Annotated in this window: 17 protein-coding genes; 8 read left to right on the forward strand and 9 right to left on the reverse strand. The window is 39.9% G+C overall.

Annotated features, from left to right (window positions below):
- The first annotated feature begins 73 nt into the window (after nucleotides 1–73).
- A complete protein-coding gene (gene mutM / locus B9T24_RS05140) occupies nucleotides 74–928 on the forward strand; it encodes a bifunctional DNA-formamidopyrimidine glycosylase/DNA-(apurinic or apyrimidinic site) lyase (protein ID WP_086164793.1) in 855 nt (284 codons plus the stop codon).
- Complete coding sequence (locus B9T24_RS05145; RefSeq protein WP_086164794.1) at nucleotides 925–1,206, forward strand: peptidylprolyl isomerase; 282 nt, start codon at nucleotides 925–927, stop codon at nucleotides 1,204–1,206. Before mutM ends, B9T24_RS05145 begins: the two co-directional genes overlap by 4 nt.
- 151 nt (nucleotides 1,207–1,357) lie before the next feature.
- On the opposite strand, the gene mscL is transcribed toward B9T24_RS05145, so the two are convergent.
- Both mscL and typA read right to left on the reverse strand, forming a co-directional pair.
- Nucleotides 1,358–1,795 carry a large conductance mechanosensitive channel protein MscL gene (gene mscL / locus B9T24_RS05150; RefSeq protein ID WP_086164795.1) on the reverse strand — a complete coding sequence of 146 codons (438 nt, stop codon included), beginning with the start codon at nucleotides 1,793–1,795 and terminating at the stop codon, nucleotides 1,358–1,360.
- Between the two features lie 214 nt (nucleotides 1,796–2,009).
- A complete protein-coding gene (typA, locus tag B9T24_RS05155) occupies nucleotides 2,010–3,845 on the reverse strand; it encodes a translational GTPase TypA (protein ID WP_086164796.1) in 1,836 nt (611 codons plus the stop codon).
- A 173-nt stretch (nucleotides 3,846–4,018) separates the two neighbouring features.
- Between typA and B9T24_RS05160 the strand changes: the two genes are divergently transcribed.
- From B9T24_RS05160 to B9T24_RS05170, 3 genes are all read left to right on the forward strand, one after another.
- Nucleotides 4,019–5,389, forward strand: a complete 1,371-nt coding sequence (locus tag B9T24_RS05160; protein WP_086164797.1) for a uracil-xanthine permease family protein — start codon at nucleotides 4,019–4,021, stop codon at nucleotides 5,387–5,389.
- Nucleotides 5,390–5,454: 65 nt separating this feature from the next.
- Entirely contained in the window at nucleotides 5,455–6,489 is a 1,035-nt protein-coding gene (locus tag B9T24_RS05165; RefSeq protein ID WP_086164798.1) for a class I SAM-dependent methyltransferase, read from the forward strand.
- On the forward strand, nucleotides 6,489–7,955 hold the full coding sequence (locus tag B9T24_RS05170) for an amino acid permease (RefSeq protein ID WP_086164799.1): 1,467 nt from the start codon (nucleotides 6,489–6,491) through the stop codon (nucleotides 7,953–7,955). Before B9T24_RS05165 ends, B9T24_RS05170 begins: the two co-directional genes overlap by 1 nt.
- Nucleotides 7,956–8,460: 505 nt before the next feature.
- Here B9T24_RS05170 and omp38 read toward each other — a convergent pair.
- Entirely contained in the window at nucleotides 8,461–9,498 is a 1,038-nt protein-coding gene (gene omp38, locus B9T24_RS05175) for an outer membrane protein Omp38 (RefSeq protein ID WP_086164800.1), read from the reverse strand.
- Nucleotides 9,499–9,868: 370 nt separating this feature from the next.
- On the opposite strand from omp38, the gene B9T24_RS05180 reads away from it, so the two are divergent.
- The 3 genes from B9T24_RS05180 to B9T24_RS05190 all read left to right on the forward strand — a co-directional run bounded on the left by B9T24_RS05180 (nucleotide 9,869) and on the right by B9T24_RS05190 (nucleotide 12,277).
- The gene (locus tag B9T24_RS05180) at nucleotides 9,869–10,390 is read left to right on the forward strand and encodes a GspH/FimT family pseudopilin (protein ID WP_086164801.1); all 522 of its coding nucleotides are present in this window, start codon (nucleotides 9,869–9,871) and stop codon (nucleotides 10,388–10,390) included.
- A 113-nt stretch (nucleotides 10,391–10,503) separates the two neighbouring features.
- The gene (locus tag B9T24_RS05185) at nucleotides 10,504–11,679 is read left to right on the forward strand and encodes a thiolase family protein (RefSeq protein WP_086164802.1); all 1,176 of its coding nucleotides are present in this window, start codon (nucleotides 10,504–10,506) and stop codon (nucleotides 11,677–11,679) included.
- A gap of 151 nt (nucleotides 11,680–11,830) precedes the next feature.
- Complete coding sequence (locus tag B9T24_RS05190; protein WP_086164803.1) at nucleotides 11,831–12,277, forward strand: VOC family protein; 447 nt, start codon at nucleotides 11,831–11,833, stop codon at nucleotides 12,275–12,277.
- A gap of 51 nt (nucleotides 12,278–12,328) precedes the next feature.
- Here the strand turns inward: B9T24_RS05190 and B9T24_RS05195 are convergent, their stop codons facing one another.
- The 6 genes from B9T24_RS05195 to B9T24_RS05220 all read right to left on the reverse strand — a co-directional run bounded on the left by B9T24_RS05195 (nucleotide 12,329) and on the right by B9T24_RS05220 (nucleotide 21,425).
- Nucleotides 12,329–13,783 carry a hypothetical protein gene (locus B9T24_RS05195; protein ID WP_086164804.1) on the reverse strand — a complete coding sequence of 485 codons (1,455 nt, stop codon included), beginning with the start codon at nucleotides 13,781–13,783 and terminating at the stop codon, nucleotides 12,329–12,331.
- 114 nt (nucleotides 13,784–13,897) lie between these two features.
- Nucleotides 13,898–14,383, reverse strand: a complete 486-nt coding sequence (locus tag B9T24_RS05200; protein ID WP_086164805.1) for a DUF934 domain-containing protein — start codon at nucleotides 14,381–14,383, stop codon at nucleotides 13,898–13,900.
- The gene (locus B9T24_RS05205; protein WP_086164806.1) at nucleotides 14,376–16,019 is read right to left on the reverse strand and encodes a nitrite/sulfite reductase; all 1,644 of its coding nucleotides are present in this window, start codon (nucleotides 16,017–16,019) and stop codon (nucleotides 14,376–14,378) included. The genes B9T24_RS05200 and B9T24_RS05205 overlap by 8 nt, the downstream gene beginning before the upstream one ends.
- Before the next feature lie 315 nt (nucleotides 16,020–16,334).
- Nucleotides 16,335–18,731, reverse strand: coding sequence for a glucose/quinate/shikimate family membrane-bound PQQ-dependent dehydrogenase (locus B9T24_RS05210; protein WP_086164807.1), 2,397 nt, complete (start codon nucleotides 18,729–18,731; stop codon nucleotides 16,335–16,337).
- A 189-nt stretch (nucleotides 18,732–18,920) separates the two neighbouring features.
- Entirely contained in the window at nucleotides 18,921–20,186 is a 1,266-nt protein-coding gene (locus B9T24_RS05215; RefSeq protein ID WP_086164808.1) for a carbohydrate porin, read from the reverse strand.
- A 120-nt stretch (nucleotides 20,187–20,306) separates the two neighbouring features.
- Nucleotides 20,307–21,425, reverse strand: coding sequence for a CaiB/BaiF CoA transferase family protein (locus tag B9T24_RS05220; RefSeq protein WP_086164809.1), 1,119 nt, complete (start codon nucleotides 21,423–21,425; stop codon nucleotides 20,307–20,309).
- Nucleotides 21,426–21,627: the final 202 nt, after the last annotated feature.

Here is a 21,627-nt window from a genome sequence, read left to right on the forward strand (position 1 = left end):
ATGCTTTAATTAAAACTTGTATTCTCGACCATTCATCCCGATATTAGCCATAATCCATTTTAATTTGCTAAAAATGCCTGAATTACCTGAAGTTGAAACCACAAAAATCAGTTTATTGCCTTTAATTGAGCAAAAAGTCATTTCTGTTGAAGTCCGACAATCCAGTTTACGCTGGCCGATTCCTGAAGATATTCAAAAACTAACTGGGCAAAAATTGCTTAAGCTTACCCGACGCTCTAAATATATTTTGGCGGAATTTGAGCACGATAGCATGTTATGGCATTTGGGCATGTCGGGGAGTTTTCGCCTGTGTGAACCCCATACAGAATTACGTAAACATGATCATTTGATCATTCAGTTTGAAGATGTAGAACTGCGTTACCATGACCCACGTCGTTTTGGCTGTATTCTCTGGTTAGATCAAAACTCTCAAACCAAGTTAATTGACACTTTAGGCCCTGAACCTTTAAGTGAAGCCTTTAATGCGGACTATTTAGCGAGCAAATTTAAAAAGAAAAATGTGGCTGCCAAAGTTGCTATTATGGATAACCACATGGTGGTTGGGGTCGGCAATATCTATGCCACTGAAAGTTTATTCAATTTAGGCATTCACCCTGCCCAGCCCGCATCCAGTTTAAGTATGCAGCAAATTGAAAAATTAGTAATCGAAATCAAACGGATCTTAAAACAAGCGATAGATTTAGGCGGTTCAACCCTACGTGACTATAGTAATGCCATGGGCGAAAATGGTTATTTCCAACAAACCCTATTGGCCTATGGCCGTGCGGGTGAAATGTGTGTGAACTGTGAAACCACTTTAGAAAATTTGAAACTCGGACAGCGTGCCAGTGTATTTTGTCCGCAATGTCAGCCTTTAAAAAACGTTAAAATGCTCACCAAGACACCATCTGAAGGGAATAAAGCATGAAATCTGCCATCGTGCGTCACATTTTAGTCAAAGACAAAGAGTTGGCTGAACAGTTAAAAAAGAAGATTAAAGCAGGTGCAGACTTTGCCCAAATTGCCAAACAACATTCCACCTGTCCTTCAGGCAAAAAAGGCGGTGAACTGGGTGATATCAAGAAAGGACAACTGGTCGGCCCGATTGATAAAGCAGTATTTACCTTAGCTGAACGTGAATTGCATGGCCCAATCAAAAGTCAGTTTGGTTGGCATTTACTCGAAATTAAGTTCCGAATGGATTAATCATCCTAAATTCCCTTTTTTCAAACAGGGACTTCTCCTTCCAGAGTAAGTTTTAAAGCACTACTGGAAAATAAAGTGCAAGAAAGGAAGATTGGAAGAAATTCAATTAAAAAACGGCACTACACGTGCCGCTCTTTTATCCTTCCACAATTTAAACTTGTGGACGACGTTTCAACTCATCACGGATTTCACGTAACAATTCGATATCTTCTGGCGTTGCAGCGGGTGCTTCTACAGGCGCTTCTTGTTTACGCAAACGATTCATGACTTTAACCAGTAAGAAAACCACCCAAGCTAAAATTAAGAAATTAATAAATACTGTTAAGAAACTACCATACTGTAAAACATTGACCCCTGCTTTTTGTAATTCCTCAAGCGTTTGTAAATTATTCGGGTTATCTCCCAATACAACGAACCATTGTGAAAAATCAACATCACCACCTGTAATCACAGAAATTAAAGGCATCAATACATCTTTTACCAAGGAATCAATAATTTTACCAAAAGCACCACCAATGATGACACCAATCGCCAAGTCCATCATATTGCCTTTAATGGCAAACTCTTTAAATTCTTGAACGATACTCATGAAACTCTCCAGCTCGCTTTGTCATATTCTTTTATTAAAATATTTTTAAACCGTTCCATATCAAAAATGTGAAACAGTTCATATAGATGAGTAATTTACTCGGAATTAAATGCTTTTAGAATATTTAGTTGCTCATTTCAAACAAAAAAAATGCTATCAACGAATTGATAGCATCTCTTTATGACCAAACGCAGTCACGGACAATAATTAAAAATTATTTTCCACGGTTACGTTTACGTTCGTTTTCAGTCAACCAACGCTTACGAATACGAACTGACTTAGGTGTAACTTCAACCAATTCGTCATCTTCGATGAACTCAAGCGCTTGTTCAAGCGTGAAACGAATTGCAGGAGTTAACGTTAATGCTTCATCTGTACCAGATGCACGCATGTTGGTTAACTGCTTCGCTTTAGTTGGGTTAACCGTCATGTCGTCAGAACGTGAGTTCATACCCACGATCATGCCTTCATAAACTTCTAACTGTGGTTCAGCAAATAGACGACCACGGTCTTGTAATGTAAACAATGCAAACGCTAAGCAAGTACCGTTAACCATTGAAACAAGTACACCGTTTTGACGCTTCGCTACAGTACCAGCTTTCGCTTTACCATAATGAGAGAAGCTTGAAGTCATAATACCAGTACCAGAAGTAATGGTTAAGAATTCAGAACGGAAACCGATCAAGCCACGTGAAGGAACAGTTGCTTCAATACGGATACGGCCTTTGCCGTCAAGTTCCATATTGGTCATTTCGCCTTTACGGAAGCCCATTTGCTCCATGATTGAACCTTGATGTTGTTCTTCAACGTCAAAAGTTACATTTTCATACGGCTCTTGGATTTCACCATCAATTTCTTTCATGATTACTTCAGGACGAGATACACCCATCTCGAAGCCTTCACGACGCATGTTCTCAATAAGAACAGACAAATGAAGCTCACCACGACCAGATACTTTGAAACGGTCTGGAGAATCAGTATCTTCAACACGTAAAGCTACGTTATGAATCAATTCACGGTCAAGACGTTCACGAATGTTACGTGATGTTACAAATTTACCTTCACGACCAGCAAACGGTGAGTTGTTTACTTGGAATGTCATCGAAACTGTAGGTTCATCTACAGACAATGGCGGTAAAGCTTCAACATTTTTCGGATCACAAATCGTGTCAGAAATGTTCAACAAATCAAGACCTGTGATACATACGATATCACCTGCAGAAGCATCTTCAACGTCTACACGGTCAAGACCATGGTAACCCATCACTTTTAAGATACGGCCGTTACGTGTTTTGCCATCTTTGTCGATTACAGTCACTTGCGTGTTTGTTTTAACCGAACCACGTTGAATACGACCAATACCGATTACACCTACGAAACTATTATAGTCAAGAGATGAAATTTGCATTTGGAACGGGCCATCAACGTCAACTTTAGGTGGTTCAACGATGTCAACAATGGTTTCAAACAATGGCGTCATATCTTCAGCCATTGCTTCAACATCACGACCAGCAATACCGTTAATTGCAGAAGCATATACCACTGGGAAGTCTAATTGCTCATCTGTTGCACCAAGGTTATCAAACAAATCAAATACTTGATCCATTACCCAGTCAGGACGTGCGCCTGGACGGTCAATCTTGTTTAATACAACGATTGGCTTAAGACCACTCGCAAATGCTTTAGATGTCACAAAACGAGTTTGTGGCATTGGACCGTCTTGTGCATCAACGAGAAGTAGTACGCAGTCAACCATAGACATTACACGTTCAACTTCACCACCGAAGTCAGCATGTCCCGGGGTGTCGACGATGTTAATGCGGTATTCAATATCTGTACGTTTGTCTAACCATTTGATTGCAGTGTTTTTTGCAAGGATGGTAATACCACGTTCAGACTCAAGCGCGTTAGAATCCATAACACGTTCAATCTCGCCCGCGCGGTCACCGAGAGCACCAGATTGTTGCAAAAGTTTGTCTACAAGAGTGGTTTTACCATGGTCAACGTGCGCAATAATGGCAATGTTGCGGAGAGTTTTAATATCTGACATGTAAATTCGATACGCTTTAAATTTGAGGGCAAATTATACAGAAAAATACTCACTTTTAGTAGTGACAGTTTATTGACAGTTACAAGTTTTTTTAAAAAATCGCTCTTTTTTTGGTTTGTAAAGTCCTGTAACTCGATTAGAATAGCCATAAATTGCTGCTGTACCGTTTTCAAATGTCTGATTTAACAAACTCTCCCGAGCAAAAAGATCATCTTGATTTGGTTTATGGATTGAACGACCGTCCAAAACCATTCATCGCTTTTTTAGCTGCACTGCAACATTTATTGGCCATTATTGTCCCGATTATCACACCCGGCTTACTGATCTGTTTAGCTTTAGGCGTCTCAAAACAAGATACCAACATGATTCTTTCCATGTCTTTGGTGATCTCGGGGATTGCGACTTTTTTACAATGTAAAAAAGTGGGTCCATTTGGCGCAGGCTTACTGATTGTTCAAGGCACCAGCTTTAACTTTATTGGCCCCATTATTGGTATTGGTTCTGCCATGGTTGCAGCAGGTACACCTGTTGAAGCGGTCATGGCCTCAATTTTTGGCGTGGTCATTGCGGGTTCATTTATTGAAATGGGCGTATCTCGTATTCTGCCTTGGGTGAAAAAACTCATTACCCCATTGGTGACGGGTATTGTGGTGCTGCTGATTGGTTTGACTTTAATTAAAGAAGGTCTTATCAGCATGGGTGGCGGTTATCAAGCCATGAGCGATAAAACGTTTGCCAATGCCGACAATCTCATCATGTCATGTACAGTATTGGCGATCATTGTTGTTTTAAATCGTATTCGTATCGTCTGGGTCAAAAGCTCGGCTATTCTCATTGCTTTAGTGATTGGTTATGTTGTTGCTGGTTTTATGGGACATCTTAATTTTTCAAGTTTAGAAGATACGCCCCTCATTCAAATTCCAACCCCGATGCATTTTGGTTTAAGTTTCTCATGGAGCTTATTTATTCCAATGGCATTTATCTATTTAGTGACCTCTTTGGAAGCCATTGGTGATGTCACCGCAACTTCAAAAATATCCAATCAACCTGTAGACGGCCCAGTATGGATGGAACGTATTAAAGGTGGTGTACTGGTCAACGGGGCAAATTCATTTTTGGCGGGTATTTTTAACACCTTCCCAAGCTCTGTTTTTGCACAAAATAACGGTGTAATTCAACTAACAGGTGTTGCAAGCCGTTATGTCGGGATCTGGATTGCAGTATTATTGGTCATTCTGGGTTTATTTCCTGCTGTTGCAGGCGTGATTCAGGCCGTACCACAAGCTGTACTGGGTGGTGCAGTCATGGTGATGTTCGGTGCTGTTGCAGCTTCAGGCATTAATATTCTGTCGGGTATTCAACTTGACCGTCGTGCATTACTGATTATTGCCATTTCCTTGGCATTAGGCTTGGGTGTGGCACAAGTACCTCAAATTCTTGAACACCTACCTGAATTAATTCGTAACATTTTCAGTTCTGGTGTTGCGACAGGCGGTATTGCAGCATTGTTATTAAACATTATTCTTCCTGAATCGAAGAAATAATTTCATTTCAGCATCAACCCTGCCCAGCATTGTCTGGGCAGAGTTTTTCAATGGCGAGATAAAAAATGGATCCTAGAAGTGAAGTTGTCATTCGACAGCACGAATATCTGTCTGGACGTGTACTACTCATTAATGCACCTACGGATGACTTACTGTCCAATTTAGAAAAAGACATCACTCCATGTATATGGACATGGAACTATAACGAATTACAATATTTTCAGTCCCAACAAGCCAATGTACATTTTGGTGTTGATCTTCCTACAGATGATTTTGACCAAGCGATTATTTTTGTCCCGAAGTCCAAAGAGCTGCTTAATTACCTCCTACATAATGTGGTCAGCCGTTTAAACGTCGGTGCTTCAGTTTTCCTTGTTGGAGAAAAAAAAGCGGGTGTTGAACGTGCAGCCAAACAGTTACTACCGTTTGGTCCAGCCTGTAAATTAGATAGCGCACGTCACTGTCAGATGTGGCAAATGACGGTTGAAAAAACCGTGACAGCGAAAAAACTGGATGATTGGGCACAACAATATACCGTTCCTACACCCAATGGTGACTTAAAGATCTGTGCCTTACCGGGCGTATTTAGTCAGAATCGTTTAGATATTGGTACTGCGGTGCTCTTACCTTATTTATCACAAGTCACTGCGGGTAAAATTGCCGACTTTGGTTGTGGTTCAGGTGTCATCAGTGCTTATTTAGCAAAACTCAATCCGAAAAATCGGATTTTTGCCATGGATGTTGATGCTTTTGCTTTGGCTTCCACCCAAATGACCTTTGAAAAAAACAATCTTGCGCCAGAACAACTTGAAATTACAGCAGTGACTGGTATTGAAGATGCACCGCTATTCTTGCATGCCATTGTCAGTAATCCGCCATTCCATCAAGGTATTCAAACCGATTACAACGCCAGTGAGAGTTTATGCAAAACGTCACGACGTCATTTAAAATCGGGTGGTGAATTATGGATTGTAGCTAACCGCTTTCTAAATTATCCATTATTAATTGAGCAAAATTTTGGTCAATGTACAACCAAAGCCGATCAACAAGGCTTTAAAGTGCTGTTCGCCAACACTCAAAAGAAACCTAAGGAACAATAATGAGTGAAATTGATCAACCACACTTACAGCGTAAACTTGGTGCTCGCCATCTAAATATGATTGCGATTGGTGGCTCCATCGGCACAGGTTTATTCCTCGCTTCTGGTGCAACCATTGCCAATGCCGGTCCCGGCGGTGCATTACTCGCTTATGCGCTTATTGGTGTAATGATTTATTTCTTAATGACAAGTTTGGGCGAACTTGCCACGCACAATCCCACTTCAGGTGCATTTTTTACCTATGGTACTAAATATGTTGAAGGTGGTTTTGGTTTCGCCTTGGGTTGGAACTATTGGTACAACTGGGCAATCACGGTTGCTTTTGAACTGGTTGCGGTTCAGTTCATTATGAAATTTTGGTTTCCAGATATTCCCGGCTTCTACTGGAGTGCCATTTTCCTTGCAATTATTTTTGCAATTAATTCACTGACCGTGAAAAGTTTTGGTGAAAGTGAGTTTTTATTCTCACTGGTCAAGGTCATTGCGATTATTGTCTTTATTATTATTGGCATTGCCATGATTGCAAAAATCATCCTAACACCGAATATGGTCACTTTCTCCAACTGGACCAAAGGTGATGCACCTTTTGTCGGTGGACTACAAGCCATGATTGGTGTGGCCATGATTGCAGGATTCTCCTTCCAAGGTACAGAAATGGTCGGGGTTGCCGCGGGAGAATCTAAAGATCCTAAAAAAACCATTCCTGTTGCCATTAAGCAAATTTTCTGGCGTATCCTATTATTTTATGTGGTGTGTATTTTCATTATTGGCACACTTGTCGCTTATGATGATCCTCGTCTTTTACAAGCCGCGGCTAGTGACAACATCACCCTTTCGCCATTTACATTATTGTACGAAAAAGCAGGCTTTGCTTTTGCTGCAAGTTTAATGAATGCGGTGATCTTAACTGCCATTTTATCTGCGGGTAACTCGGGAATGTATTCATCTACACGCATGCTATTTGATATGGCACGTGAAGGTCGCGCACCGAAATGGTTTGCAAAACTCGATACTCGTGGCGTACCGATGAATGCACTTTATGCAACGACTGCAATTGCGGCACTCTGTTTCTTAACCACATTTATTGGTGAGCAACAAGTGTTCAATTGGTTGCTTAATATGTCAGGAATGTGTGGCTTTATCGTCTGGTTAGGCATTGCGATTTCACACTATCGCTTCCGTAAAGGCTATTTAGCGCAAGGTCATAAACTGGAAGACTTAGCCTATACAGCAAAGTTCTTTCCCTTTGCACCATGGTTTGCCTTTATCCTCTGCTCGATCATTATTCTCGGTCAGAACTATGAAGCACTGATTGGTGGAAAAGTAGATTGGTTAGGTTTAGTTTCGACTTACATTAGTATTCCGCTATTTCTTGTCATCTGGTTAGGTTATAAATGGAAATATAAAACCAAGCTTATTCCATATAAAGACATGGATGTACAACCTGTCAATGTAGAAAATGATTAATTTTTACTTAAATAAGAAGCAGCCTTCGGGCTGTTTTTTATTGTGCAAAAATCATAAAGGTCTGGGTAACTTGGTCTTTTAATATAGCTATAGCTCACTTCTCAATAAGCGACAATCATGCAAAATAAAACGCTTTTAAATATGGTTGTTCTGATGCAGATATGAGTAAAACTTTAACCACTTTTATGCGGGTGAAATGTCTTGAGTCACAAAGGCTAGGTTCAACCCTAGAGCAGAGAATTACATGAGTAAAAATTAAACTCAGCATGTAATAACTCCGACTTTGAATTATTAGATTTCTTTCATCAGTCACTTTTCGATTAAAATAAGTGGCTTGTAAAGCCAAAATCAAAAATTGAATCCATCAAATGATGGCTGTGCTGCTTTTAAAAAACAAATATTGAACATTTTTTGATTTATGCAAATTATCTATTATAGAAATAAATTTTTCTTCATAAAAAAAGCAGCCTTACGGCTGCTTTTTTTAACTCAGTTCAATAATAAATTATTGAGCTGGTTGAGCAATTACAGTACGGCTACCAGAAATAGTCGCGAATACACGACGGTTCATAGCACGACCTTCTTTAGTTTTGTTGTCAGCAATCGGTTGATCCCAAGCAAAACCTTGAGTAGACAAACGAGCTGGATCTACATTGTATTCATTTACAAGTGAAGATTTAACAGAGTTAGCACGAGCCAAAGATAAACGTTCGTTTAATGCACGTGGACCAGTGTTATCTGTGTGACCTTCGATGCGAGCAGTAGCGTTTGGATATTCAACTAACTTTTCAGCAACTTTAGCAATTTCTGGTTTGTATTGATCTTTGATGTTTGATTTGTTTGTATCAAAGAACACACGAAGTTCCATGTTAAGGTCTTCAGTCAACTCTTGTGGAGCTGGTTGAACTGGAACAACAGGTTCAACTACAACAACTTCAACTACAGGTGCAGCTGGTTTCAAGTGACCACCAAGAACAACATTTAGACCAGCCAAAGCTGTGTAGTTCCAGAAATCTTCATCGATGTTGTAAGTAGCACGAGCTTCAGTACGTAAAGACAAAGCATCGTTTAAGCGCCAGAAAGCACCAAGACCAGCATTACCTAAAGTACCTTCTTCTTCAAGACCACGGGTATCACGACCAGCAGCGGTATCAAGCTCATATTTATAGTGACCAGCACCTAATAATACGTACGGCTTAATTTTGCTGTCGTAGTTTTTAGTGATCAAATCAGAAGTAGCATAAAAGTTACCATTGATTTGAGTTTGTTTATATTCGCCCTGATTAACGTCTGAATCACCTTTAACTTGGTTATATTCAGTTTCGAAACCTAACCATGGAGTCAATTCAACACCAATCGCAGCACCAACGAATAAATCGTCTTGAAGTTCTTGACCATTATTAGTTAGGTTGCCACGGCTGTTGTTGTGTTGCGTGTCTTGGAAAGTATAACCAACCATTAATGGGGTAATAGTTACGCCAGCATTCGCAGCAGCTAAAGGTGCAGCAACTAGCATAGCTAGTGCAATACGACTCATTTTCATGGATTTATCCTCCAGAGATAACAATTGTTGTTCAAGCTCAAGCCTAAAATTTGGCTATCCTGAAATAGGTTTTCTAATACCCAGTTTTATTTTTAAGCTACTCACTATGAATCATACAAACACTTTCTTTTTTTTCCAAGTGCTTGATAAATTTAATCAAGTGAATTATTGACAAAATTACTTACAATTTCCGTTGTAATTCGGTAATTTTTTACTCAATTTTTTGTTGCGAATAGCTTATGGTCACTTGCGAATTATTTTAACAGTTTTCTTAAAAGTTAAGTAATAAATATTACTTGCAGAAAAAACGATTAAAAACAAAACATTAATAACATAAACAATTAAAAAAATACACCAAAAGGTTAATTCAATGTTTTTTAAACAAAAAAATGGTTTTACGCTCATAGAGCTAATCATGACGGTCGCTATTTTAGCGATTATTGCAATCCTCGCTCTACCTTATTTTCATGAAGTCATGGCCAAACAAGAAACAATAAAAACCACCAACAAACTGATTTCAAGCATTCAATTGGCAAAGTCACATGCCGCTCTTCAACATAGCAATGTGGTTGTTTGTCCCAGCCAAGATAAATTAAATTGTCAAGTGAACCATTGGAATTCAGGTTTTATTATTTTTATCGATTCTAATAAAAACCGACAGGTGGATGCCAATGAACACATTATCCTGACCGAATCAACCGATTTGAAATATGGAAATTTAAATTGGAGAGGAACACTAAGCATTCCCAGTTTAACTTTTCAAGCAGCAAATGGTCTTCCTATTGGTTCGAATGGTAGTTTTTATTATTGCTCCACTGCTCAGCAAGCATCGCATAAAATCATACTCAGTCAGATGGGAAATATTCGTATTGAAAAGCCCTTCACTTGCTAAGAACCCATGAGTCTACAACTAGAGAACAATCAGACTTTATTCCTCTGTTTTTTTCAATATACTGCTTAAGTTTGGAAAATAATTTAGTTAAAAGTAAATATCGGAGCAAAACAATGACAGACATCGTAATTGTAAATGGTGCACGTACAGCAATGGGCGGTTTTCAAGGAAGTTTAGCGGCTGCAACAGCACCAGAACTAGGTGCAGCATCCATTAAAGCAGCGATTGCTCGTTCAGGATTACAACCAACTGATGTCGAAGAAGTCATAATGGGTTGTGTACTTCCTGCTGGATTAAAGCAAGGCCCTGCACGCCAAGCAATGCGCCAAGCGGGTCTGCCTAACTCAACAGGTGCAGTCACCATTAACAAATTATGTGGTTCTGGCATGAAAGCGGTCATGCAGGCAGCAGATATGATTAAAGCTGGTTCTGCTGAAATTGTGGTCGCAGGCGGTATGGAATCGATGACCAATGCACCTTATGTGTTACCCAAGGCACGTGGTGGTTATCGCATGGGTCATGGTGAAATCAAAGATCATATGTTCCTTGATGGCTTAGAAGATGCTGAAACAGGTCGCCTAATGGGTTCCTTTGCTCAAGATATGGCCAATACACGAGGCTATACGCGTGAACAAATGGATGATTTTGCCATTCGTTCACTCAAACGTGCTCAAATAGCTATTACCGAAGGCTATTTTGCAGATGAAATCGTGCCTGTTACAGTTTCATCGCGTAAAGGTGATGTTGTCATTGATAAAGATGAACAACCGTTTAATGCCAATATTGATAAAATTCCAACGCTGCGCCCTGCCTTTGCCAAAGACGGTACGATTACAGCTGCAAATGCCAGCTCTATTTCTGATGGTGCTTCTGCATTAGTATTAACGTCTGCGGACAATGCAACAGCAAAAGGTTTAAACCCGCTTGCAAAAATTGTGGCTTATGCATCAAATTCTCAGCACCCTTCAGAATTTACCATTGCACCAGTGGGTGCAATTCAAAAAGTTTTGGATAAAGCGGGCTGGACGGCTTCCGATGTCGATCTTTGGGAAATCAATGAAGCATTTGCGATGGTTACCATGTGCCCGATTGATGACTTTAAATTGGATGCTGAAAAAGTGAATATTAATGGCGGTGCTTGCGCACTCGGTCATCCTGTCGGTTCTACAGGTTCACGTATTATTTTGACTTTAATTCATGCATTGAAACGTACTGGCGGTAAAAAAGGGATTGCTGCTTTATGTATTGGTGGTGGTGAAGCAACTGCTGTAGCGATAGAGTTACTATAATTTCCGCCCCTCTATCTAGCTCTTTCCCATAGGGAGAGAGCACTTTATCCCTCATTATTGAGGGATTTTTTTGATTACAATTTATTCATTAATATTTAACATATGAGCTGGTAAGTTGTATCTGTCAAAACAACAATATGGACACATCAAGATGCAACTCAATCATTACCTTAATTTTCAGGGTGAAGCCGAAGCCGCATTCAACTTCTATAAATCTGTTTTTGGTGGTGAGTTTTCCAACCTGACCCGTTATGGTGAATTACCTGCTGAAGAAGGTGTCACCTTATCAGAAGCCGATAAAAATCTTATTCTGCATGTGTCACTCCCCATCAATAAATTTACCGAATTAATGGCATCCGATACCAATGATCAATTCTGTGCAGCAAATACTGTCTTTAGCAAAGGCACTAATCATTATATTTCAATTAATTTAGATGCCAGTGAGCAAGTAGAAGCAAAACGCTTATTTGATGCTTTATCCATAAATGGTCAAATTGAAATGCCTTTAGAAAAGACATTTTGGGGCGCATTGTATGGCACTTTTACCGATCAATTTGAGGTGAAATGGATGATTAATTGTCAGCTTGAACAGTCATAGCCAGCTTAAAATAAACGGTTCATGAATGCATATTTATGAACCGTTTGCTGATTAGCTCACGCCATTCAAAGTTTGATTTAAAATTTTCAAAACATTCTGGCCTGAGAATATGTCGGGATATCGTTGAATGAGTTTAGGCAATACCCGTTCTAAATTCTGCTTTTGCTGTGGCTGCCAATGTGGCGGATAAATTGCATAATTTAAATGCCATAATTGTCTTTGTACAAAGTCATCATAAATTATTTGCTCATCGGCATTATGGATAAAATCCCATTGCAATACATACCAATACAGCTGTTCCCATAGATTATATCCAGTAGCCAGTTCTAATCTCTGCAATAGCGACACAGGCTCATCCATTAAATCTATAAAGCTTTCAATTTCATGCAAACTCAATTGCTGACCAGAGATTTGCTGGATTTTTGAAAAAACGAGGAATGTTAGATTTTGCTCAGTCCGATGATAATAAGAAACAATCTGCTCAAAATTTACATATTTTCTTTTCAATGCGAATTTCATCACTGCATTGGCAATCACATTATTGTCTAAAGCTTGAATAATGTTAAAAAATTCAGTCTGCGAACCTTGCCTGATCACCCATTGATAGCCTCGAAGACGTAAAGACTTTTGAGACAAATTTTGAATTGAATGTTCCTGAAAATATTGATCAAAATCAAAATACTTTTGCCTTAATGCAAAATCCGCATAATCCATTACAGCCCAATATGGACTATGCCAAAATTGAATGAGATCACTTACAGTGAAAACATTTTTATCCCATAAGGCATTAAATAATGTGTACTGCACATCTTTTCGTTGCGTATTTTTTAGAATAGAGACCAGTTGCTGTTCAGAAGCCGACTGCATTATTTTATCCAGCCAATACTTACGAACCAGCTGATCGTTAGCCTGTTCGCACAGATGCATTAATTCATCATCTTCTAGCCATTGATATTCCGAAGCAAAAGCCAGAATAACTCTAGGCAGACGACCTTGCTTTTGTGTTAAGTTTTCCATCAGATAAAGTTTATTTTTTCCAATACTGTCTAAAAGTAAATGGAAGATTTCAGGGTTGACCCGCAACCGCTTTTGTAATGCCGTAATGTCAAAAAAATACTGCGTACACACAACTAAAAACTCTGGGCGTACTGCCCAGCGCTGTACATGATCGATGGCTAATTGCCGATTAATTTCAACACAGTCATTTAAACGCCACAACAAATGCGGAAATAATTCAGGATCAAAGCATTCCTTCAGATCTTCTAATATGGCTTGGCGGATATGGCCATCGTAACTTCTTAGTCGCAATAATGACTTTTCAAATTTGGATAAGCTTGGATCAACATAATAATAATTTTGATAATTGCCGTCATCATGTAAATTATCTGGATGTGCCCCCAATATAAGTACTTCAGCACTATTTCCTACTATGACTGCGTCATATTCCGCCTCAACTGCTGGATAAACTTGCTTAGGCGATAGCCACTTTTTTAAAAAATTCCACATCATTGATCTCTATCGATTCTTTTTTGAATACTAATAGCATAATTTTCTTTTCTTATTGAATAAAAAAGCCTCCATCTGGAGGCTTTTTTATTCAGCGTTTATGCTTTTTTTAGCTCAAGCGCCCGTTTGATAACTTGCTTGTGCAACTGCCGTCGATGCTTGGTACGGATGTTTAAAATCATGTAAACCTGCTGCCGCTTCATGAATATCTTTACCTTCTTTCACCACGAAAGTATCGAAACCCGAACGCTTCAAATAGTTCAACACATCTTTAAAAATATCACCTGTCGCACGAAGTTCGCCTTGATAGCCTTGACGACGTAATAGCGCTGCAAATGAATAACCACGACCATCGTTAAAGCCTGCAAACTCAATAAAAATTGCATCGAGTTGATCCAGTGGAAATTCGTTCACTTCAGGAGAAGCATCCACAGTAATGTAAAGCGCTTTTTTACCCGATACATTTGCAATTTGGTCTAACTGTTCAACGGTTAAAACCACATCACCTTGTGGCAAGATGCCATCTTCACCAATCACTTGATAAGTATTGTCTGCAATCGTGCCATCTTTAGCGAGCACTTGAAGTGCGGTATTAAGCATATGCACGCTCCTTGAAGGGTTGAATGCCAACACGGCGATAAGTTTCGATGAATTCTTCACCCTCGTTTCGAAGATCAAGATAGGTATTTAAAATTTCTTCAACCACGTCAGGTACACGGTCTGCTGCAAATGATGGTCCTAAAATGTCACCAATTGAAGCATCATGATCCGCGTTGCCACCTAAAGTAATTTGGTAGAATTCGGCACCTTTTTTATCGACACCTAAAATACCAATATTCCCCACATGGTGATGACCACAAGCATTCATACAGCCAGAGATATTGAGATCCAATTTACCTAAGTTGTAAATCGTGTCTAAATCATCAAAACGGCGTGAAATCGCTTCAGAGATTGGAATAGATTTCGCATTTGCCAATGAACAGAAATCACCGCCTGGACAGCAAATAATATCGGTGACAAAACCAATATGTGCACGCGCCAAATTATTCGCTTCAAGTGCTTGCCATACTGCAAATAAATCTTTTTGCGGCACATCAACCAATGAAATATTTTGTTCGTGCGTGGTACGAAGTTCACCGAATGTATATTGATCTGCAAGATCTGCGATCAAATTCATTTCTTCAGTGCTCATATCACCCGGTGCAATACCTGTACGTTTCAGTGAAATCGTAACGATACGATAACCTTTTACCTTATGTGCATTGGTGTTGATATTAAACCATTGCTTGAATTTCGGATAAGCTGCAAACAATTCAGTAAAGTCTTCATCTGCATAATCTTGATAATCAAACGGCGTAAACTCTTGGTCTAATTTTGTCAAAATTTCAGGCTGAATTTTTAAAGTCTGAATGGTATGAGCAAATTCAGCTTCAACTTTTTCCGCGAAAACTGCTGGCGTTAAAGCTTTGACCAAAATTTTGATACGCGCTTTATATTTGTTGTCACGGCGACCATGCAAGTTATAAACACGTAAAACCGCTTCTAAATATGCAATTAAATCTTCACGTGGTAAGAAGTCACGAATAAAGCTACCAATGACTGGTGTACGGCCTAAACCACCACCGACTTTAATTTTATAGCCAATTTCGCCTGCTTCATTCTTCACGATATACACACCGATATCATGGAATGAAACCGCTGCACGATCCGTTTCCGCCAATGCAGAGACGGCAATTTTAAATTTACGTGGCAAGAAGGCAAATTCTGGATGGAATGTTGACCATTGACGAATCAATTCACAGGTTGGACGCGGATCTGCAATTTCACCAGCAACCACACCAGCATATTGGTCAGTGGTGGTATTACGAATACAGTTACCTGAGGTTTGAATGGCATGCATTTGAACCGTCGCAAGTTCTGCCAACATGTCAGGCACATTTTCAAGTGCTGGCCAGTTAAACTGAATATTTTGACGTGTTGATACATGGGCATAGCCACGATCATACTCTTTTGCCAAATCCGAAATTTTACGCAGTTGATTTGAGTTCATTAAGCCATAAGGCACAGCAATACGTAACATTGGCGCATAGCGTTGAACGTATAAACCATTTTGTAGACGTAGCGGACGGTATTCATCTTCCGTCAATTTACCCGCTAAATAACGTTCCGTTTGGTCACGGAATTGTGCAACACGTTCATTGATCAGTTGCTGATCAAAATCAGTATATAAATACATGGCGTACAGCTAGTAGTTTCTATTATAACGATGCACAGCATAACGAGATTTAACCTATCAACAAAATGCGTTTTTTACATATTTAATAGCGGTTTTATTGATAAGGGTGTCAATGTTTCACAGATAGCGCGGGATACAGCAAAATCCTGCTGCCTTTATTCGATTTGATGTTCTTTTCACTTGTTTATCATTATTTCTCATATACAACGTAAAGATTCAAATATAAATAAGAAAATATATTGCAAGACAGAATAAACCCAATAAAAAAGCCTGACGAATCAGGCTTTTAAATCAACTATTTACAACAGATTGTTTTTAATCAGGTAAGGCATAAGCCACCAGTGCATCACCCATCTTGGTGCCAAATGAGCCATGACCACCCGCCATGATCACCACGTATTGTTTACCGTTGCTTTCATAGGTCATTGGGGTTGCTTGTCCACCTGCTGGCAAACGACCTTTCCAAAGTTCATCACCATTGGTCACATTGATTGCACGAATGTAATCATCCTGAGTACCACCGACAAACATCACATTACCCGCAGTAGAAATTGAACCGCCAAGCATTGGCACACCCATTTTAAATGGCGGTAACGGAATACCCGGCATACTGTCACGAATTGTACCAATACGACGTTTCCAAGCCACTTGATGCGTATTTAAATCGACACCGGCCACATAGCCCCAAGCAGGTTGTTTACATGGCAAACCGAATGGAGACAAGAACGCACTAATTTCAACACCATAAGGCACGCCATACATTGGCTGAATACCGGCTTCAGTACCCGCGCCTTTGGCCGTTTTTGGACGGTTCGGATCAGCTGGAATCAGTTTAGAGACAAATGGTAAACCAATTGGATTCATCACGGCAATTTGACGGTCTGGGTTGACTGACATACCACCCCATTCAAATACACCCAAGTTACCGGGGAACACCAAAGTTCCATTTTCAGAAGGTGGAGTATAAATGCCATCGTAGTTTAATTTATGGAAAGACACACGGCAGATCAATTGGTCAAACATCGTGGCACCCCACATTTGTTTATCCGTTAATCTTTCTTTTGGTGCAAGATCAAAATCAGAGAACGGCTGTGTAGCAGCATAACGCTCACCTTTGGTTTGAGGACCACGTTTCACTGTTTGTGGCACAGGTTTCTCAGTAATTGGAACAATTGCTGCACCCGTACGACGGTCTAAAACAAAAACATTCCCCGTTTTAGTCAATACATAAATTGCTGGAACGGTTTGACCCGATTGATTTTTAATATCAGTCAATGTCGGTTGAGCTGGTACGTCCATATCCCACAAATCATGATGCGTGGTTTGGAAGTTCCACACCAATTTACCTGTCGTTGCATTAATTGCCAACATCGAGTTTGCATAGCGCTCATGCAACTCAGTACGGTTCCCACCCCAAATATCAGGCGTACCGACACCCGTTGGCACATATACGATATCCAACTTCGCATCATAAGCTAAAGGTGCCCATGCGTTTGGCGAGTTTTGAACATATTTTTGACCCGGTGCAGGAATGGCATTTGGATCTTCTGCGCCCGTATCAAAGACCCAAAGAAGTTCACCTGTATTGACATCATAACCACGGATCACGCCCGATGGCTCTTCAGTCGAATAGTTATCTGTGGTTGAACCGGCAATAATAATGGTTGTACCGGTAATCACTGGCGGTGACGTTGGGATATAGCCCCCCGGATAAGGAAATGGCATGTCTTTTTGTAAATCAACTTCGCCATTTTTACCAAAATCGGTACAGGCTTTACCCGTTTTGGCATTGATCGCAACCAGACGACCATCATTGACAGGTAAAATGATTTTTTGAGGACACTCTGCTGAAGTGGTTTTTTTCACAGCTAAACTGGTTTCGAAACCAGCGGTATTGCTTGCATCAAAATACGAAACACCGCGGCAGGTTAAATGTTGGAAGGTTTTATCCGCTCTTAATTTCGGATCAAATGTCCATTTCGCCTGACCCGTTGTCGGGTCTAGCGCAACCAATTTTTGGTGCGTTGTACAGATGTACATATTGTCGCCAACTTTAATTGGAGTCACCTGATTGGTTGTTTCACCTGAGTCATTTTCAGTTTTAAAATCGCCTGTGTTATACGTCCAAGCGACTTTTAAGTCTTTCACGTTTTCTGAATTAATTTGAGTTAATGGCGAATAACGTAGACCTGACTGAGTGCGACCATAGGCTGGCCAGTCACCGTCTGCAATACCCGGAATCGGCTGTGCAGTGGCAGGCTGCTTAGTGGTTAATTCACCGCGAATTTCTTGCGGGTCATTAAATACCGCATAGATCATCACTGCAATAGTGATAGCCAATGTACCAGTCAGGGCAATTTTTGCCCCTTTGGTATTGTTAAAACCACGAGTGACCGCTGGAATTAACAATAAAAGACCAAATAGACCCAAAATATCTAAACGAGGAGCCAATGCGAAGAAGTCAGAACCCACTTCCCATAAGCCCCACAGCACTGTACCCAATACAAATAGTGCATACACAATCAGTGCCGAGCTTTTTAATTTTTGCAATAAAATTGCAGTCGCGATGAAGAATAAACCTGCAATGATGTAGTACCAAGACCCACCAAGCACTGCAAGATAAATCCCTCCAATCAGCAAGACTAAACCGAGAATAATAGCCACTATGGCTAAAATCGTTTTTAATCCTGAACCTGAAGATGGAGTATTCATATTAACCACCTATTTCTAAAATTCTTAATTGAAAAGCTCATACTTGTGAACAAGTATGAGCAGCTTTTTTTATTAGTTTTTAGATTTTAAATACCTAAGTTTAAATACCTAAGGCTACCGATATAGCATGTCTGAAAGCGCAAAAAATTCAAGGCTTCAGTTGTTACTCAAGTATTTATTATCTACAAACTAGAATGCTGTTTGGAACTTAACCCCGCCCACCCAAGCATTTTCGCCATGCTTATATGCACCGACATGACGAATATATTGAACATTCGGACGAATGGTTAACCAGTTGGTTGCATGTAAACCGTAGTAAACTTCTGCATCATATTCTTCGCTACGACCATCATTTAGATCATCGTTCAAATTGATACGTGCAAGACCTAAAGCCATTTCGTCTTTAGGACGTGAATCCATCGCACCTTTATAAACCAGACCGATATTTTGCATATCGCTAACGTTATTGGTTGCTGAATCATGCACAGTCAGGTTGACAAAACCAGTAAGACCACGAGAGACATCACCTTTATGTGCCGTTAATTGTTGCTTCGCAACAAGCCAACCACCTTGATGCTGATCTTTTTGATCTTGATGAGCAATCACTACAGCATCGGCTGTGCTGTAGTAAAAACCAGCACGGTATTCACCCGGAAGTTTTTGTTCACCTGTTTTCGGTGTCCAAACCAGTTCAGCAGGAATAATGGCACCATGAGAACCATCAGTGCTGAGGTTAAAGCCTTTACCGCGCTCTAAATTTTCAGGATTGTATTCGTATGCACCCAGCTGTGCATAAAGGTCTGGCGTGACGTTATATTTCACCCGTGCAGCCCATTGGCTGACTGGCCAGTTGTACCATTGATCACCAACCCAGTTACCCACTTGCGAACCACAAAGAGCCAAATTCTGGAAATCACAGTCAAAACTATTAAAGTCTTCACCTTCACCAAAACGGCCCACTTTCACATCTAATTTTTGATCTAAGAATTTTTTCTTGATCCAAAAATCAGTTAAACGCCAAGTTTGCCCACGCCCCCAAACTTCTTGTGTCGAGCTTAAATGACCATTTTCAACACCCGTAGATTGACCATTTAAAGCATCTGAAGTTTGTGAAAGTGAACGACCATTACGCTCAGTCACGGTAATTTGTGCTTCAGTATCTTGCCAACCTAAGATTTTGTTTAAATCGAAATGAGCACCAAGCGCGAATTGATCTGCATATTCAGTCCCATGGCTAGAAGCATGCTTTGCATCAAGCAAGGTTGCCACTTCACCAGTATAACCTAGGCTAAAATCATAACCTTTCATCTGTAATTCAGTACGTTGACCATTCCAATCACCGAACATCCAAGGGCTTTTAGATGAAAAAGTAGTATTAGCAAAAGTACTCTGTATTGCACAACTGACTGCTAAAAAGCTAATTCCAAAAAATATTTCCCTGCTATATTTATTCATCATTAGTGACCTTTTCAACAATATGTAACCTACGTATAGGTTACGCCTATTATTTGTTAATAATGATTTTTTTTGTTGTTTTTTGTTTAAAATTGACCATATTTTATCACATTGTGATATTTAAAAAGAATCTTCGCCTAATTTTTTGCCAATATGCTTGTAACTCATTTTTGAGCGTGAAAATTTAATCGGACATGCTAACTGAGGTTCTGTCTGTGTACTTTGCTCAGCAAGAGGAACATCAATCACCCATTGCCGTTGTTTTGCCAATGCAGAGTTTAATGCTTCATCTAGTTGCAAAACGGGTTCTACGCATACATCTAGTTTTGCAAAAATGGATGTCCATTCTGTGCATGTCTTGGTTTTAATTTTTTCTTGCAGCGCTTGCTTCACTATTTTTTGATCGGTTGCATCAAAAGAAGCGCCTTTTTCTAAAAGGATCGGCAGCTCTAAAATGGTGGCTAATCCCGACATAAACTGTGGTTCAATACTGCCTACCGATAAATATCGACCATCCAATGTCTGATAATAGTCATAATAGGTCGCACCATTTAAATGTGATTGTTCCGCATACTGTTTGGTTTCTCCAGCTAAAACTGCGGCGGCTGCCATGCTATTTAAAGTAGCCACACAATCGGTCATTGAGATATCAATATACTGCCCTTGCCCACTGCGTTGACGTTCAATCACCGCAGATAAAATACCAATCACCGCATGTAAAGAACCACCCGCAATATCAGCAATTTGAATGCCCATCGGCGGTGGGCCACTGTCTTGTCGACCGCTATGCCCGACAATCCCAGAAAGGGCGAGATAATTAATGTCATGACCGGCCTTATCTTTATAAAGTCCTGTCTGCCCATAGCCTGTAATGGAACAATAAATCAATCGTGGGTTAATTTTTGCGAGCGTTTGATAATCCAAACCCAGTCGTTTCATCACTTCGGGCCTAAACTGCTCCACCACAATATCAAAATCAGCAATTTTACTTTTAATCAACTCAACATTTTGAGGATCTTTTAAATCTAAGGCTATAGATTTCTTATTACGATTCAAATAACTATGTGAAGTTGCTTGTCCATTGGCATAAGGTGGGAAGAGACGAATCAGATCTGGGCGTGAAGGCGATTCGACATGAATCACTTCTGCACCTAGATCTGCTAAATACAATGTGGCAAATGGTCCCGGTAAAAGTGTGGAAAAATCGAGGACTTTCAATCCCTTTAAAGCTGTATCCATGTTATTTTTACTCACTCTATGTTGATTTTTTATCCATATTAGAAATATAAAAGTCATAAAACAATGTCATGTTCAGCCATTTACCTTGATCATTTCGGCAATTTAAGATGTAAACAAGGCAAAATACCCATTGTAAATTGCTACTCAAATAATTTTTAGCGTCATTTAGGTCAACTAAAAGTGAATATAAAAGAGACTGAAG

Origin of the sequence: Acinetobacter sp. ANC 4654 (assembly GCF_002135425.1) — a bacterium.
GTDB classification, from domain to species: Bacteria; Pseudomonadota; Gammaproteobacteria; order Pseudomonadales; family Moraxellaceae; genus Acinetobacter; species Acinetobacter kyonggiensis.